Raw genomic sequence first — 16,443 nt, 5'->3', positions numbered from 1 at the left:
GAGGGCGGGTGGACGCCCGCCGCAGGCGCAGACAACCCGCACACGACCAACAGGCCGCACCCACGACCCCGGGTCACGCGGAGGCGTACTTGGCATCGGCCGCCGGATCCAGCGCAAGCCGGTACCCCCGCTTGACCACCGTCTGGATGAGCTTCGGCACCCCCAGCGCCGCCCGCAACCGCGCCATCGCCGTCTCGACGGCGTGCTCGTCGCGCCCCGCCCCCGGCAGCACCCGGAGCAGGTCGGCCCGGGAGACGACCCACCCGGGGCGCCGGGCGAGGGCGCGGAGCAGGGCCATCCCGGCCGGGGGGACGGGGCGCAGCTCGCCGTCGACGACGACCGCGTGGCCGCGGATCTCCAGGCGCCGTCCGGCGACGGGGAGGGGACGCACCCGCCCCGGGAGCTCTGCGGCGAGCAGTTGGACCAGCGGCCCGAGGCGGAAGCGTTCGGGCTGGGCGGTGGGCACCTCGTGGGCCTGCAGGGGCAGCGCCGTGACGGGGCCCACGCAGGCCGGGAGGATGTCGTGGCGCAGGGCGTCGAGGAGTTCGCCGCGCAGACCCCGGCGGTCGGCCCGGTCCAGCAGGGAGGCCGCCGCGGGGGCGCTGGTGAAGGCGACCGCGTCCAGTCCGCGGGCGACGGCCGCGTCGATGAGCCGGTCGACCGGGCCCAGGTCCTCCGGCGGCATCCAGCGGTAGACGGGTACGCCCACGACCTCCGCGCCGGCCGCGCGCAGTGCCTCGCTGAAGCCGGGCACCGGCTCCCCGTGCAGCTGGACGGCGACGCGCCGGCCGTCGACACCCTCGTCCAGCAGGCGGTCGAGGACCTCCGCCATCGACTCGGACGCCGGCGACCAGGACTCCCTGAGCCCGGCCGCGCGGATCGCACCGCGCACCTTGGGGCCGCGGGCGAGCAGTTCGACGTGGCGCAGCCGTTCCAGCAGGGGCTCGCCGAGCCCCCAGCCGTCGGCGGCCTCGATCCAGCCGCGGAAGCCGATCGCCGTGGTGGCCACCACCACGTCGGGACCGCGGTCGAGCAACCGCTTGGTCGCGGCGAGCAGTTCGGTGTCGTCCGGCAGCGGGACGATCCGCAGCGCGGGGGCCCGCATCACGACGGCGCCGCGCCGTTCGAGCAGGGCGCACAGCTCGTCGGCGCGGCGGGCCGCGGTGACGCCGACCGTGAAGCCCGCCAAGGGGAGGACGTCTGGGTGTCGCACTTGCATGGCTCTGCCTCGCTCCGCCGGAGGTACGCGTGCAACGGAGGCCGGGACCGTCCCGGGTCCCGGAGTCGTGCGCCCCGTTGCGCGCATGGTTCCAAGCCCCGGTGACGGTCTCGGTTCACCGGCATTTCCCCGTTGTTACGCAGTTCGCCGGGGCTACACCTGCGCGTAGGACAGCCGTGGCTCCGGCTCGGCCCCGGCACCGGGCCCGGCCGCCGGGGCGGGGGCCGGTGCGGGCCTGCGCAGGTATACGGCCCAGGTGACGGCGAAGCAGACCGCGTAGACGGCCAGGAAGGTGACGAAGGCCGGGGTGCCGGTGCCCCGGGTGAGGAAGGACTGCCGGAAGGCGAGGTTGATGCCGAGGCCGCCGAGCGCGCCGACGGCGCCGATCAGGCCCATCGCGGCGCCGGACAGCCGGCGTCCGTAGGAGGCCGCGGCTTCGCCGGTCAGGCCCTTGGCGGCGGCCTTGGCGGCGTAGATGCCCGGGATCATCTTGTACGTCGAGCCGTTGCCGAGGCCGGTCAGGATGAACAGCGCGACGAAGGCGCCGGAGAACAGCGCCAGGGACTTCTGTGCCGAGGCGAGGACGATCACGGCGGTGGCGGCGGCCATCGCCAGGAAGTTCCACAGGGTGATCCGCGCGCCGCCGAAGCGGTCCGCGAGCCGTCCGCCGACCGGGCGGACCAGCGAGCCGAGCAGCGGGCCGACGAAGGTGATGGACGCGGCCTGCAGCGGGGTGCGGGCGAACTGGTTCTGCAGGACGAGCCCGAAGGCGAAGCTGTAGCCGATGAAGGACCCGAAGGTGCCGATGTAGAGGAAGGACATGATCCAGGTGTGGCCGTCCTTCACCGCCTCGGCGGCCGCGCCGATGTCGTTCCGCACGGGCGCCAGGTTGTCCATGTACAGGGCCGCCAGCGTGGCGGCGACCACGATGAGCGGGATGTAGACGGCCAGCAGCAGCCGCGGGTGGCCGGCGCCCGCCGTGCCGATGACCAGCAGGCCGACCAGTTGGACGACCGGCACGCCGATGTTGCCGCCGCCCGCGTTCAGGCCGAGGGCCCAGCCCTTCTTCCGGAGCGGGAAGAAGGAGTTGATGTTGGTCATGGAGGAGGCGAAGTTGCCGCCGCCGACCCCGGTCAGCGCGGCGACGGCGAGGAAGGTCCCGTAGGAGGTGCCGGGCTCCATGACGACGGCGGCGGCGATCGTCGGCAGCAGCAGCATGAGCGCGCTGAGGACGGTCCAGTTGCGGCCGCCGAAGCGCGCGACGGCGAAGGTGTACGGGACGCGGACCAGGGCGCCGACCGCCGTGGCCATGGCGACCAGGAAGAACTTCCCGGCGGGGTCGATGCCGTACTCCGGGCCCATGAAGAGCACCATGACCGACCAGAGCGTCCAGACGGAGAAGCCGACGTGCTCGGACAGGACGGAGAACAGCAGGTTCCGGTGGGCGACGCGCCGGCCGCCGTTCTCCCAGGACCCCTCGTCCTCAGGGTCCCACCGTTCGATCCAGCGGCCGCCCTTGCGTGCGGTGGTGCTCGCGGCAGTCATGACGCCTCCAGGCCCTGATGTCGCTCGTCGGGTGATGCCCACGACGGTAGGAACGGCGCGTTTCCTCCCGATGGCCTGAGGTGACCGCCACGCAACCTTGCTCTCACCCGGTGCGCGGGCCCGGTGTGAGCGCCGGGGGCGCCATCACGCGGGCGTCCGGCTCCGGCAGCCAGGCGCCGTCCGGCACGGTGAGCCAGTCGTCCTCCGCGGCGAGCCGGCGCGCGGCGCGGAGCAGAACGTCCAGTGCGGGGTGGCGCAGTCCGCGCCGCCACACCATGGAGACGGGGGCGAGCGGTACGGGGCCGGTGAGCGGGCGCAGGACGAAGCCGGGCAGGTCGATGAACTCGGTGCTGGCCAGGACGGGCCAGCGGTGCTTGCGCACCAGACGGACGAACTCCTCCGGCCCGTCGATGGCGGGGAAGGGCGCGGCGACGGCGATGCCCCGGCCCCGGAACAGGCGCCGGGCCAGATCCGTCCACTCGGCGGTGTCCGGGTTCCCGGCGGCCGCGTAGAGCGACTCCCCCGCGAGTCGGTCGAGCGGCACCTCGGCGAGCGGGGCCAGCCGGTGGCCGGCGGGGAGCAGCACCGCCATCCGCTCGTAGCGGACCGGCAGGTGCTCCAGCCGGTCCAGCACGGCGGGGGCCAGGCCCGCCGCCCGGCCGAAGGAGACGTCCAGGCGGCCGGCGAGGATCCCCGCGGCGGCGCCGGTGAGCCCGCCGTGGAAGCGCGCGGTGAGCTCGAGTTCGGGCGCGGCGGCGCGGGCGGCGGCCAGCACCCGGTGGCCGGTGCCCACCGGCGCGCCGATGTCGACGAGCAGCGGACGGCCGGCGGGCGCGAAGGCGGCGGCCAGTTCGTCGTGGGCGGCGAGCACGCGCCGGGCGTACGGCAGCAGCCGCTCCCCCTCGGCGGTCAGCCGCACCGAGCGGGTCGTCCGCACGAACAGTTCGGCCCGCAGTTCCCGCTCCAGGCGCCGGACGTCCCGGCTCAGCGCCTGCTGGGCGACGTGGAGGCGGGCGGCGGCCTGGGTGAAGTGCAGTTCCTCCGCGACGGCGGTGAAGGCCCTCAGCAGGCGCGGGTCGATGGCGTGCGGCATCCGCCCATTGAACACGTCCGCGATTGACAACGGGAACGCGTCAATGGGCGCTGATCAGGTGTTGGACCGCGCCGGGGACGCGCCGGGAGGGTGGTCGCATGACCGCGCTCGCCTTCGCCGCCCCCTACCGGCGGCTCTTCGCCCTGCCCGGCACCCGGGCCTTCACCACCGGGAACCTCCTGGCCCGGCTCCCGATGGGGATGTTCGGCGTCAGCGCGGTCGTCATGATCGCGGCCGGCTACGGCTCGTACGCGCTGGCCGGGGCGGTCACCGCCACCGGGCTCGCCGCGACGGCCGTGGTGGCCCCCTGGACCGCGCGCCTGACCGACCGGCACGGCCAGGCCCGGGTGGCCGTGCCGGCCGCGGGGCTCGCCGCGCTGGGCTCGCTCGCGCTGGTGGTGTGCGTACGGCTGCACGCCCCGGCCTGGACCCTGTTCGCCGCGTACGCCGCCACCGCGACGACGCCGAACACAGGAGGCATGGCGCGGGCGCGCTGGGCGCACCTGTACCGGGACGACGAGCGGGGCCGGCACGTCGCCAACTCCTTCGAGCAGGCGGCGGACGAGGTCTGCTTCATGCTCGGCCCGGTCCTCGCGGCCTTCCTGTGCACCTCGCTGTTCCCCGAGGCCGGCACGCTGACGGGGGCGCTGCTGCTCTTCGGCGGCATCCTGATCTTCGCCGCGCAGCGCGGCACCGAACCGCCGCCGGTGCCGCGGGCCACCGCAGGACCGGGGGCGGGCGCGCTGCGGGCCGCGGTACCGGCGGTACTGCTGACGTTCCTGGCGACGGGGGCGGTCTTCGGCGCCCTGGAGGTCACCACGATCGCCTTCGCCGACTCCCAGGGGCACCGCGGCGCCGCCGGGGCGATGCTCGCCCTCCAGGCGGCGGGTTCGTGCGCCGCGGGCCTGCTGTACGGGCTGCGCAGGCCCCGTGGCGGCGCGGAGGGCCGCTTCGCCGCGAGCGTCGCCCTGATGGCCGCCCTCATGCTCGGCCCGCTGCCCGCGGCGGCCCTCGGCGGCCTGTGGCTGCTGGCCCCCGCGCTGCTGCTGGCGGGCATGGCCACCGCGCCCACGATGATCAACGGCATGGCCCTGATCCAGCGCCGGGTCCCGCCGGGCCGCCTCAACGAGGGGATGACGCTGGCCGTCACGGCCCTCCTCGGCGGCATCGCCGCGGGCTCCTTCGCCGCGGGGTCCGTCGTGGAGCACCGGGGTGCGGTCCCCGCGTACGCGATACCGGCGGTCGCCGCGGCCACCGCGGCGCTGGTCGCGGCGGCCTCCCTGCGGACGGCCCGTCGCCGGGCCTGACCTACCGGCCGTCAGCCGGGCGGGGCGCCGTGCGGCGAGGGGACGGGCCCCGGAAACGACGGAAGGCGATGCCTCCCGCGCAGTGCGCGGCAGGCATCGCCTTCCGTTGGGTCAGTGGAGATGGCGGGAATCGAACCCGCGTCCTGTGGTGCAGAATCAGGGCTTCTCCGAGCGCAGTCCGCTGTGCTTTTCTCGGCCCCGGCAGTCACGCGGACAAGCCGCCGACGGGCCCAGCCACTGTTTGGTTTCCCACCGAGCCCCGTGGCCGGACTCAGTGGTTTAGTCCCCTAGCTGATGCCAGGATCCGGGTCGGGAACAGCCCCGGGCTGACACTCCGCGGAGTCTTCGCTAGCTGCTAATTAGGCAGCGAGAGCGAAGGCGGAGGAATCGCGCTTAGAAGTGGCGATTATTGTTTTCGGCATATGGTTTACGAGATCATTGCCGCTTTCTCGGCTCGCTTCCCCTGCTTCGACATCCCCAGTCGAAACCGATCATCCCCATGTTGATTTTTCAAACTGCTCACCGGGCCGTCACGGCCCGGTGGTGCTGACGCCATCGTACGTGACCGACGTACACGGAGGCCAGCGCATTTCCCGGGGGTCAGTCGCCCCGCTGCCGGCGGCGCGCCGCCGAGATGGCCCGGTCGGCCTCGCGGCGGTCCTGCTTCTCGCGCAGGGTCTGCCGCTTGTCGTAGTCCTTCTTGCCCTTGGCCAGCGCGATCTCGACCTTCGCCCGGCCGTCCTTGAAGTACAGGGAGAGCGGCACGATCGTGTGACCGGTCTCCTGGGACTTCTGGAAGAGCTTCTCGATCTCCTCCCGGTGCAGCAGCAGCTTGCGCTTGCGCCGCGCCGAGTGGTTCGTCCACGTCCCCTGGGTGTACTCGGGGATGTGCACGTTGTGCAGCCACGCCTCGCCCCCGTCGAGCTGGCCGAAGCCGTCGACCAGGGAAGCGCGTCCCTGGCGCAGCGACTTCACCTCGGTGCCGGTGAGCACCAGGCCCGCCTCGTAGGTGTCGAGGATGTGGTAGTCGTGCCGCGCCTTCTTGTTCTGCGCGATCAGCTTGCGACCCGTTTCCTTTGCCATAGCGCGGCCATTCTCGCACCTCGGCGGGGCCGGGGGGTACCGGTTTGCGCGCCGGTCAGCGGGCCGGCGTGCCCAGACCGTCCAGCACCTGGAGGGCCTCGGACTCGGCGTCCGCGCCACCGGTGACCTTCAGGTCGGGCTCGACCCCGCGGCCGTCCACCCGGCGGCCCGCGGGCAGCCGGTAGTGGCCGACGGTGAGCTCGGCGACCGAACCGTCCGACAGCCGGCTGGGCATCTGCACCGAGCCCTTGCCGAAGGTGCGGGAGCCCACGACGACGGCACGGCCGCGGTCCTGCAGGGCGCCGGCGAGCAGTTCGGCCGCACTCATCGTGCCGCCGTCCACGAGCACGACGAGCCGGGTGTCGGTGTCGCCGGCGTCGGCCGCGTAGAGCGCCTGCTGCCTGCCGTGGACGTCGTACGTGGCGACCAGGCCGCCGTCCAGGAACGCGGAGGCCACACCGACGGCCTCGGTGACCAGGCCGCCGGAGTTGCCGCGCAGGTCCAGGACTATGCCCTTGTGTCCCGGCCGGCCGGCCAGGGCGTTGCGGACCTGCCCGGCGACACCCTTGGTGAAGGCGTCCACCTTGACGACGCTGACGCCGCCGGGGACGCGCCGGACCCGTACGGACTCCGTCGGCAGCAGGGCGCGCCGCGGGGAGACCGTCCAGGAGCGCGCGCCGCGCCGCAGGCCCAGGGCCACGGCGGTGCCGGCCGCGTCGGAACCGCGCAGCCGGGCGACGACCTCGGTGACGGGACGGCCGGTGACCTCCGTGCCGTCGATGCTCATCAGCCGGTCCCCGGCGAGCACCCCGGCCCGGGCGGCCGGGCTGCCGGACTGGACGCGGTCGATGCCGATCCGGCCGTCCTCGGTGCGTCGCACCCACAGACCGACGCCCACGTACCGGCCGTCCAGGGACTGCTGGAAACCCTCGTACTCCTGGGCCGTGTAGAAGGAGGACCAGCGGTCGCCGCTACGGCTGACCAGGGCCTGCGCGGCCTGCGCGCCGACCTTGCCCTCCGCGATCGCCTCGGCGATCTCGTCGGTGTCGGCGACGGTGCCGGCCGGGATGCGGGAGTGCGACGGCGTCCGCCGCTCCCCGCCGAGGTCCCCGAAGGAACCCGCCGCGGCACCCGTCGCCAGGACCGCGCCGAAGACCAGCGTCAGCGCCGCGGCACGGCGCAGGCGGCGTGGTCTCCCGGGCGGACGTGGGCTCAGCACGTCGGGCAGTCTAGGCGAGAAGCGGGCGCTGTACGGAAAGTTGGCCGTACAGCGCCCTTGGCGCGGATCAGACCTTGAGGTATTTGCGCAGCGCGATCAGGGCCGCCAGCGCGGGCATCAGCATGCCCACCACCAGCACCAGCGGCAGCACCTGCGCCACCTCGCCCCAGCCGAGGAAGTTGATCAGCGGCACCTTGGTCTGCAGCGAGAGGCCGTGGTCGATCAGGAAGTAGCGGCCCACGAGGAGCATCAGACAGGCCAGGCCACCGCCGACCAGACCGGCGAACGCGGCCTCCATGATGAACGGCATCTGGATGTAGAAGCTGGACGCGCCGACCAGCCGCATGATCCCGGTCTCCCGGCGGCGGCTGAAGGCCGACACACGCACCGTGTTGACGATCAGCATCATCGCCACCGCGAGCATGAACGCCAGCACCACCAGCGCGGCCAGCGTCATGCCGTTGAGCAGCCCGAACAGGTTGTCCAGCAGGGCCTTCTGGTCCTGCACCTCCTGGACGCCGGGACGGCCCTGGAAGGCGCTCGCCACCACCTGGAACTTCGTCGGGTCCTTGAGCTTGACCCGGAACGACTCCTGCATCTGGTCCGGGGTGAGCGAGTCGGCCAGCGGCGAGTCGGAGAACTGCTCCTTGTAGTGCTTGTAGGCGTCCTCCGCGCTCTCGTGGAAGTACTTGTCCACGAGCGGCAGCGCCTTGAGCTGCTTCTCGATGTCCTGCTTCTGCTCCTCGGTGACCGCGCCCTTGGTGCAGTTGGGGTCGGTCTTGGCGTCGTTCTTGTTGCAGAGGAAGATCGACACCTGGACCTTGTCGTACCAGTAGCCCTTCATCGAGTCGACCTGCTCGCGGGCGAGCCACGAGCCGCCGGCGAGCGCGAGCGAGAGGGCCACGGAGACGATGACCGCGAAGGTCATGGTGAGGTTGCGCCGGAGACCGACGCCGATCTCCGAGAGCACGAACTGGGCGCGCATGTTGTCCTTTCAGAAGGCTGCGGTGTGCAGGGCGGGGCCCAGGCTCAGTGCTGGTAGCCGTAGACGCCGCGGGACTGGTCGCGGACCAGTCGCCCCTTCTCGAGCTCGATGACGCGCTTGCGCATCTGGTCGACGATGTTCTGGTCGTGGGTGGCCATCACCACGGTGGTGCCGGTCCGGTTGATGCGGTCCAGCAGCCGCATGATGCCCACGGAGGTCTGCGGGTCGAGGTTTCCCGTGGGCTCGTCCGCGATCAGCAGCATCGGGCGGTTGACGAACGCCCGGGCGATCGCCACGCGCTGCTGCTCACCACCGGACAGCTCGCCCGGCATGCGGTCCTCCTTGCCGCCGAGGCCGACGAGGTCGAGCACCTCGGGGACCGTCTTGCGGATGGTGCCGCGCGGCTTGCCGATCACCTCGAGGGCGAACGCCACGTTCTCCGCGACCGTCTTGTTGGGCAGCAGGCGGAAGTCCTGGAAGACGGTGCCCAACTGGCGCCGCATCTGCGGCACCTTCCAGTTGGACAACCGCGCGAGGTCCTTGCCGAGGACGTGCACCATGCCGGTGTCCGTCCGCTCCTCGCGCAGGATCAGCCGCAGGAAGGTCGACTTCCCGGAGCCGGAGGAGCCCACCAGGAAGACGAATTCACCCTTCTCGATTTCCAGCGACACGTCCCGAAGTGCAGGACGGTTCTGCCGGGGGTAGGTCTTGGTGACGTTGTCGAATCGGATCACGGTCGCACTCCGGATACAGGGGATCGGAGGCGACCTTACGCGAATGGCCGCGGCCCGCGCAGTCCGCGGTCCGGGATGACGGGTTTATTCATCGACCACGGGGGGACAAAGCAGGCATTGGCCACATGCGTCACTCTTCGGAGTCGCAGGAATCACGCGGGGCGCGCCGAGCGTCCCGGGAACTGGCACAGTGGTCGGGGGGCTCGGGAACGTACCGCCCCTATCGCGCGTTGTTCATGGAGCGGCCGCCAGGCCGCCTGGGAGGAGGCCACCGCATGACAGTCGACCGACTGGTGTGCGCCAACTGCGCCGGCCCCGTCAGCGAGGGCCGCTGTGCGGTCTGCCGCGCCCACCGCGCCCGCATGCAGCAGGAGAACCCCTTCGCGGCCATCTCCCCGGCGGCACTGATCGCCCTGCTGGTCGCCCTGCTCGCGGTGGCGTGGGTGGTGCACGAGGCCGCCGTGTAGCACGGCGTACACAGACAGCAAGCACGGGGGCCCGCGGCGCATCGGCGCTGCGGGCCTCCGTGGCGTTTGCGGGGCTCCCGTGGACGCACAGGGGCCCCCGGGTCCGGGCGTGAGCCTCCCGGCGCGGCGTGGTGGCCGCAGCCGGTCAGGTGCGGCATCAAGCGGAAACCGGCACCGACCGGACGAAGAGAGTCGCGACGGCACCACGGCCGGCTCGCGTTGCCGTGACCCTGGGTGACCGATCCGCTGCCGCCGACGACGGTGCGGGTGGCACCGTCGGCACCCGGGCCGGACCGGCCGCGCACGCCCGCGTGCGGGCTCGGCCGCCCCGGAACGCAACGACTGCCGCCCGATGGGCGGCAGTCGTGGAGTTCCGGGACGTTGACGTCGCGTCAGACGCCGGCGCCCTGCTCCTGCTGCTTGCGCCAGCGGATGCCCGCCTCGAGGAAGCCGTCGATGTCGCCGTCGAGGACGCCCTGGGGGTTGCCGACCTCGTACTCCGTCCGCAGGTCCTTGACCATCTGGTACGGGTGGAGGACGTAGGAACGCATCTGGTTGCCCCAGGAGTTGCCGCCGTCGCCCTTGAGCGCGTCCATCTTGGCCTGCTCCTCCTGGCGGCGCCGCTCCAGCAGCTTGGCCTGCAGCACGTTCATCGCGCTGGCCTTGTTCTGGATCTGCGAGCGCTCGTTCTGGCAGGAGACCACGATGCCGGTCGGGATGTGGGTGATCCGGACCGCGGAGTCGGTGGTGTTCACGCCCTGGCCGCCGGGGCCGGAGGCGCGGTAGACGTCGATGCGCAGCTCGGTCTCGTCGATCTCGACGTGGTCGCTCTGCTCGACGACGGGCAGCACCTCGACGCCCGCGAAGGACGTCTGGCGGCGGCCCTGGTTGTCGAAGGGCGAGATGCGCACCAGGCGGTGGGTGCCCTGCTCGACGGAGAGGGTGCCGTAGGCGTAGGGCGCCTTCACCACGAAGGTGGTGGACTTGATGCCGGCCTCTTCCGCGAACGAGGTCTCGTAGATCTCGGTCGGGTAGCCGTGCCGCTCGGACCAGCGCAGGTACATCCGCTGCAGCTGCTCGGCGAAGTCGGCGGCGTCGACACCGCCGGCCTCGGCGCGGATGTTGACCAGCGCCTCGCGGGCGTCGTACTCGCCGGACAGGAGGGTGCGGACCTCCATCTCGTCCAGCGCCTTGCGCACCGACTCCAGCTCGGTTTCGGCCTCGGCGCGGGTGTCCGCGTCGTCCTCGGCCTCGGCGAGCTCGAAGAGCACCCCCAGGTCGTCGATGCGGCCGCGCAGCGCCTCGGCCTTGCGGACCTCGGCCTGCAGGTGCGACAGCTTGCTGGTGATCTTCTGCGCCGCGTCGGGGTCGTCCCACAGCGACGGGGCCGCCGCCTGCTCCTCGAGCACGGCGATGTCGGCCCTCAGCTTGTCGAGGTCCAGAACGGCCTCGATCGAGGCCATGGTCGACGAGAGGGACTTGAGCTCTTCGGATACATCCAGGACTGCCACGTCCCCCAGCGTACCGGCACGCCGCGCATTGCCGTGCCGGTGAGCCGGGGCGGCCCGGCTCACCGGCCGGGAGGTCCCGCGCCGCTCAGACGGGGACGGGGGCCGACGCGTGGGCGAGCGTGCCGTCGGCGCGGCGCAGGTACAGGGTCAGGGTGTCGTCCGCCGTGGTCAGACCGGGGGGGGAGGGGGTGCTGGCGGACAGCGGCACCGGCGTCCACGTGCCGCCGTCGGAGACGGCGGCGGCCAGGGCCCCGTCGTCGGCGGGGGCGAGGACGAAGAGCCGGCCGCCGGAGACGGCGGGTTCGGGGCGGCCCGTGGCGTCCAGGCCCGTGACGATCTCGGAGGGGCGCCAGGCGCCGTTCACGTACGGCAGGCGCAGCACCGCGCCGTCGGCCTTGCGGACGGCGAAGGCGTCCAGGGTGCCGGAGGCGGCCGAGACCAGCCCGGGGGCGGCGGTGACCCGGCCAGCGGTGGGGACCAGCGCCCAGGCGTTCCAGCGGCCGTCGACCCAGGAGGAGGTGACGAGGTCACCGCCGGAGCAGCCGACCAGGTCGATCCGGCCGGGCGCGGAGGACGCGGCGGCGGGGGTCGTGGTGAAACGGGCGGGCTGGTCGACCTGGTACCAGTCGCCCCACGCGCCGCCGCTGAGGGTGCGGCGGTAGACCTTGTGGTCGGTGCCGAGGGCGAAGACGTCCAGCTGCCCGGCGCGCGAGGAGACGACCGAGGGGTCGTCGGCGACGCTTATCCCGGTGAGCCGGTGCCAGGTGCCGGAGACCAGGTACCAGACGTTCTTGTCGCTGCCCCGGGTGAACACGTACGTCGTACCGGAGACGGAGATCGCGCGGGGGCCGCCGACCGGGTGGACGTCGTGGTCCGGGAAGTGGGGCAGCGCCGTGTAGCCGGACCAGCGCAGCGCGGCGTCCTCGGCGGTGCCCGCCGGGGTGCTGACCGCGCCCTGCGGGGAGGCGGCGGCGCCGGTGGGGGCGGTCGGGGTGGTCGAGGCCTGCCCGGACGGCTTGTCCTCCCGGCTGTTGGAGCCGCCGTCGTCGTCGGAGCCGGAGGCCGCGATCGCCCAGCCGCCGAGCCCGACGACCAGGGCGGCCGCCGCCGCGGCGCCGATCTTGACGCGGCGGCGCTGGAGCGCGTCGGGGACGGCCCGGTGGCGGTGCCGGGCGCGCTGGCCGGGCATCGCGGCGGCCCCGCCGCCGGCCAGCTCCTCCGCGGTGGGCAGCTTGATGCTGGTGTGCGTGTCGCGCGTCGAGTCGGGTGCGGAGCCGCGGACCAGGGGCACGGCACCACGTGGCTGGCCGGCCGGCGGGTCGTACGGCTCGGCGACGGAACCGGGCTCCCGGTCGTACGCATCCTCGCCGTGGTGGTCGCCGGGCGCGTCCACCTCCAGCGGGGGCAGCCCGGCGAGCGCGGGCAGCAGCTCGCGCAGCCGCGCGCCGACCTCGGCCGCCCTCAGCCGGGAGGCGGGGGCCTTGGCGAGGCACTGGGAGAGCAGCTGCCACAGCTCGTCGGGCAGGTCGGGCAGCGGCGCGACGGACTCGGTGACGTGCCGGCGCAGCACCGCGCCGGGGTGACCGCCGCCGAACGGAGTGAAGCCGGCGAGCAGCTCGTACAGGACGGTGGCGAGGGCGTAGATGTCGACGGAGGCACGCGGCGGCAGACCTTCGATGATCTCCGGTGCCAGGTAGTCGGGGGTGCCGATGATGCGGGTGGCCCGGGTGCGGCGCGGGGAGTCGACCAGCCGGGCGATGCCGAAGTCGGTGAGCAGCGCCGGGGGCGCCCCGCCCGGCCCGGGCGGGGCGGCGGAGTCCAGCAGGACGTTCTCCGGCTTGACGTCGCGGTGGACGACGCCCGCGGCGTGGGCCGCGGCCAGGCCGTCCGCGACGTCCGCGGTGATGGACACGGCCGCCTCGGGGGTGAGCCTGCGTTCGCGCTCCAGCCGGGAGCGCAGGTCCGTGCCGCGGACGAGTTCCATGACGAGCGCGAGGTCGGAACCGTCGACCACCAGGTCGCGGATGCCGACGATGTGCGGGTGGTGGAGCGCCAGCAGGGCCGTGCGCTCCTGCACGAAGCGGCCGACGAGGTCCTGGTCGGAGGCGAGGTCCTCGCGCAGCAGCTTGATGGCGACCGGGCCTTCGGGGCCCTCGCCCAGCCACACCGTGCCGGCGGAACCCCGCCCCAGCACCTGGTGCGCGGTGTACCGGCTGCCGATCTTCCGTCCCAAGGCTGCTCCGACTCCTCCGACGTGCCGTCGTGTTGGCGACAAAGCTACGCGGATGCGAGCCGGTTGGGGGAACCTGTCAGGGGTGAGTGCGGCTTCTCCGGGAGAAATCACCCTCCAGAAGTCGACAAATCACCAACATCGGCGGATCGGAGAGGTGACGGCGTACCGCTCGGCGTTGACGGAACCGGGCCCCGCGCACGGGTGGCGCCACGTCATCCGCCGCCCCGGCCCGCCCAGTTGCGCGCTCGGTTGCCGGCGCCCCCGGCCGGGGGCGCCGCCGCACGCCGCTACTGGTTGCCGCCGGGGACGTTCGGGACGTCCGGGGCGCTGTTGGCGGTGTCACCGATGGTGGAGACCCAGTTCCACGCCTCGCTGATCCAGCCGGTCACGGTGTCCCACAGGCCCTTGCCCGTGTTCAGCCAGTCCTGCAGGGGGGTGAGGTACCAGGCCAGCATGAAGATCACGATCAGCACGACGATCATCGTGAAGCAGCCCTTGAGGCACCCCAGGCCCGGGATCTTCATCGGGTTGGCGCTGCGGGGGCGCGGCTCGCGGTGCGGGGCCGGCTCGGGCGCGGGCGGGCGCTGCGGCTCGTACCGCTGGTGCTGCGGCTGCTCGTAGCGCGGCGCGGGCTGCTGCGGCCGCGGCGCGTACTGCTGGGGCTGGGGCTGCGGCTGCTGGCCGTACTGCTGCGGATGCGGCTGCGGGGCGTAGGCGGGCTGCGAGGGCTGCCGGTACTGAGGGGGCTGCTGCGGCCGCTGCTGGTACGCCTGGGGAGGCTGCTGCGGCTGTTGCGGCTGCTGGGCGGGCTGCCGGCGCGGCCTGCGGCGCAGCGGGTCCTGCTCCGGGTCCAGGTACTGGATCTCGGTCTGCTCGGCGCGCGCACGGGCGCGGTTGAGCTGCGACTCCCACGGATGCGGGCCCTGCGGGACACCGGAGTCCGGCGGCCCGTCCGGCACCGGCGGCATCACGCGGGTGCCGTCGCCGGACGCCGTCGGTGCCGAGCCGCCCGGGATCACCCGGGTCGCGTCGGCGGCGCCCCCCGCCGAGGCGGGCAGGACGCTGGTGGCGGCATTGGGGTCGTACGCGTCGTACGCGCCGACGGGCGACCGGTTCGGCAGCACCTGGGTGGGGTCGGCGGTGCCCGGCGGGACGAGCGGGGTGTCCGGGACGGTGGCCGGGGCCGGGTCCGGCGCGAGCAGCGCGGCGACGCCGAGCGCCGCCTCGGACTGCGCCGGGGAGGAGTGCACGCCCACGCCCGCCGCGACGACGCGCAGGGCGCGCGCCAGGTTCTCCGCGCTCGGCCGCTCGCCGGGCTCCTTGCGCAGGCAGCGCTCTATCACCGTCCACAGCGGTTCGGGCACGGTCGAGGGACGGCGCGGCTCCTCGCTCAGGTGCTGGTGCAGCACTTCGAGCGCGCTCTCGCCCCGGAACGGCGGGCGGCCGGTGACCAGTTCGTACAGGAGGATGCCGGCGCCGTAGATATCCACCGCGGAGGTCTGCGGACGGCCCTGGGCCGACTCCGGCGCTATGTAGGCGGGCGTGCCGACGAACTCGTGGGTGCGGGTGACGCCGGGCGAGTCCGCCAGCCGCGCGATGCCGAAGTCGGTCAGCATCGGGTGCATCTGCTGGGTGCCGTCCGGGCCGGCGACGGTGGCGAGCAGGACGTTGGCGGGCTTGAGGTCGCGGTGGACCACGCCGTCGGCGTGGCTGGCGGCCAGCGCGTCGGCCACGGCGGCGGTCAGCAGGGCGGCGCCGACCGGCGAGAACGGGCCGTTCTCGCGCAGGTGGCGGTAGAGGTCGGGACCCTCGACCAGGTCCATCACCAGGGCGAGCAGCTCACCCTCCACGACCAGGTCGCGGACCCGGACGATGTGCGGGTGGCGCAGCCTCAGCAGGACCGACCGCTCCCGGAGGAAGCGCATGACGATGTCGGGATCGCCCGCCAGCTCCTCCTTGAGCACCTTGATCGCGACGGTCTCGCCGGTGTCCCGTACCTGCGACCGCCACACGGTGCCCGTGGCTCCGCGCCCGAGCGGCTCCACCAGTTCGTATTTGCTGCCTACCGGCCGCACGTTCGCGCTCCCTGGATCTTGGCCTGGTCCGTGGCCTGTTTCGCCCACTGTAGTGCCGCCACGTGGGAGCGGGGCTGCGTTCCGGTACGGGGCGGGTGTGGGGTTAGGACGCTGGGTACGGTCGTTTGGTTGCTCTTTCCGCCCAATGCTGACCATTCAAGATCGCAAAGGTGGGCACCGGCGGCGAGCTGTCGGCGGCGGGTGGGAGGATGCGTGTCGCGGAACGCGCATCGCCGAGCCGGCTGGGTCAGCCGGGCGAGGGGAGCCCGCCGGTCCGTTCTTGTACGTGTCGACGTCCCGGGCACGGCGGGGTGGGGTCGGGGGCCCGCACCGCGGTGGATCCGGGCAGAAGGGACCGTGGACGGAGATGCAGATCCGGCTGACCGTTCTCGGGCCGCGCGGCGGCCGCGCGGCGCGCTCCTGCGACGTGCTGGTCACCGCGCCCGCGGGCACTCCCCTGAGTGCCGTGGCCGGAGCCCTCGCGTCCGGCTCGGGCGGCTCCGGCCAGCCCGCGCGGGCCGGCAAGTCCACGCCCCCGCTGTACGCGGGCACCGAGCGCCTGGACCCGGCCACCGCCGTCCTCGGCGTGCCGCCCCTGCTCGACGGCGCCGTCCTGTCGCTGCACTCCCCCGCCGACGGGCACGACGGCGGCCGCCCCTCGGCCGCCGCCCGGCTGCACGTCGTCGGCGGACCCGACGCGGGCGGCGTCCACCTGCTGCAGGGCGGCCGGATCCGGGTCGGCCGGTCCGCGGACGCGGACGTCCCGCTGGACGACCCCGACGTCTCGCGGCTGCACTGTGCCATCACGGTGGACGGCGAGGGCCGGGTCACCGTGGCCGACCTCGGCTCCACCAACGGCACCACCCTCGACGGCGCTCCCGTGGGCGAGCGCGCGGTCCCCTTCCCCGCCGGCACGCTGCTGCGGATCGGCGAGTCGACCCTCCGGCTGGAGCCGGCACCCCCGGGCTCGGC

The 16,443-nt window shown here is 73.5% G+C and carries 13 protein-coding genes, 1 other RNA gene and 1 pseudogene; 3 read left to right on the top strand and 12 right to left on the bottom strand.

The window, feature by feature from the left end; translation table 11 throughout:
* Positions 1-73 precede the first annotated feature (73 nt).
* From PV350_RS34705 to PV350_RS34695, 3 genes are all read right to left on the bottom strand, one after another.
* A complete protein-coding gene (locus PV350_RS34705) occupies positions 74-1,219 on the bottom strand; it encodes a uroporphyrinogen-III synthase (RefSeq protein ID WP_499512119.1) in 1,146 nt (381 codons plus the stop codon).
* Between the two features lie 153 nt (positions 1,220-1,372).
* Positions 1,373-2,764 carry a nitrate/nitrite transporter gene (locus PV350_RS34700; protein WP_499512120.1) on the bottom strand — a complete coding sequence of 464 codons (1,392 nt, stop codon included), beginning with the start codon at positions 2,762-2,764 and terminating at the stop codon, positions 1,373-1,375.
* Positions 2,765-2,867: 103 nt separating this feature from the next.
* Positions 2,868-3,857, bottom strand: coding sequence for a LysR family transcriptional regulator (locus PV350_RS34695; RefSeq protein WP_499512121.1), 990 nt, complete (start codon positions 3,855-3,857; stop codon positions 2,868-2,870).
* A gap of 98 nt (positions 3,858-3,955) precedes the next feature.
* Between PV350_RS34695 and PV350_RS34690 the strand changes: the two genes are divergently transcribed.
* Positions 3,956-5,164, top strand: coding sequence for an MFS transporter (locus PV350_RS34690; protein WP_500337533.1), 1,209 nt, complete (start codon positions 3,956-3,958; stop codon positions 5,162-5,164).
* Positions 5,165-5,276: 112 nt separating this feature from the next.
* On the opposite strand, the gene ssrA is transcribed toward PV350_RS34690, so the two are convergent.
* The 5 genes from ssrA to ftsE all read right to left on the bottom strand — a co-directional run bounded on the left by ssrA (position 5,277) and on the right by ftsE (position 9,185).
* Positions 5,277-5,663, bottom strand: a transfer-messenger RNA (tmRNA) gene (gene ssrA / locus PV350_RS34685).
* Between the two features lie 101 nt (positions 5,664-5,764).
* A complete protein-coding gene (smpB, locus tag PV350_RS34680) occupies positions 5,765-6,247 on the bottom strand; it encodes an SsrA-binding protein SmpB (protein WP_499512123.1) in 483 nt (160 codons plus the stop codon).
* A 55-nt stretch (positions 6,248-6,302) separates the two neighbouring features.
* A complete protein-coding gene (locus PV350_RS34675; RefSeq protein ID WP_500337532.1) occupies positions 6,303-7,466 on the bottom strand; it encodes a S41 family peptidase in 1,164 nt (387 codons plus the stop codon).
* Positions 7,467-7,533: 67 nt separating this feature from the next.
* The gene (gene ftsX / locus PV350_RS34670; protein ID WP_499512125.1) at positions 7,534-8,451 is read right to left on the bottom strand and encodes a permease-like cell division protein FtsX; all 918 of its coding nucleotides are present in this window, start codon (positions 8,449-8,451) and stop codon (positions 7,534-7,536) included.
* A 44-nt stretch (positions 8,452-8,495) separates the two neighbouring features.
* The gene (gene ftsE / locus PV350_RS34665; RefSeq protein ID WP_018564091.1) at positions 8,496-9,185 is read right to left on the bottom strand and encodes a cell division ATP-binding protein FtsE; all 690 of its coding nucleotides are present in this window, start codon (positions 9,183-9,185) and stop codon (positions 8,496-8,498) included.
* A gap of 275 nt (positions 9,186-9,460) precedes the next feature.
* Here ftsE and PV350_RS34660 point away from each other — a divergent pair, with 275 nt between their 5' ends.
* Positions 9,461-9,652 carry a hypothetical protein gene (locus tag PV350_RS34660; protein WP_326575680.1) on the top strand — a complete coding sequence of 64 codons (192 nt, stop codon included), beginning with the start codon at positions 9,461-9,463 and terminating at the stop codon, positions 9,650-9,652.
* Between the two features lie 392 nt (positions 9,653-10,044).
* On the opposite strand, the gene prfB is transcribed toward PV350_RS34660, so the two are convergent.
* The 4 genes and pseudogenes from prfB to PV350_RS34640 all read right to left on the bottom strand — a co-directional run bounded on the left by prfB (position 10,045) and on the right by PV350_RS34640 (position 15,471).
* A complete protein-coding gene (gene prfB / locus PV350_RS34655; protein WP_499512126.1) occupies positions 10,045-11,163 on the bottom strand; it encodes a PCRF domain-containing protein in 1,119 nt (372 codons plus the stop codon).
* Between the two features lie 85 nt (positions 11,164-11,248).
* On the bottom strand, positions 11,249-12,001 hold the full coding sequence (locus tag PV350_RS34650; protein WP_500337534.1) for a DUF8189 domain-containing protein: 753 nt from the start codon (positions 11,999-12,001) through the stop codon (positions 11,249-11,251).
* A gap of 150 nt (positions 12,002-12,151) precedes the next feature.
* Positions 12,152-13,396 (bottom strand): annotated as a pseudogene (locus PV350_RS34645) (serine/threonine-protein kinase); the annotation flags it as partial.
* Positions 13,397-13,683: 287 nt separating this feature from the next.
* Positions 13,684-15,471, bottom strand: a complete 1,788-nt coding sequence (locus PV350_RS34640; protein ID WP_500337531.1) for a serine/threonine-protein kinase — start codon at positions 15,469-15,471, stop codon at positions 13,684-13,686.
* 367 nt (positions 15,472-15,838) lie between these two features.
* Here PV350_RS34640 and PV350_RS34635 point away from each other — a divergent pair.
* A partial coding sequence (locus PV350_RS34635) for an FHA domain-containing protein (protein WP_500337530.1) occupies positions 15,839-16,443 on the top strand: 605 nt, incomplete at its 3' end.

The organism is Streptomyces sp. PA03-6a (genome assembly GCF_033792765.1).
Classification (GTDB): Bacteria; Actinomycetota; Actinomycetes; order Streptomycetales; family Streptomycetaceae; genus Actinacidiphila.
Note: the sequence above shows the minus strand (reverse complement) of the source record. Positions and strands in the feature narration are given on the sequence as shown.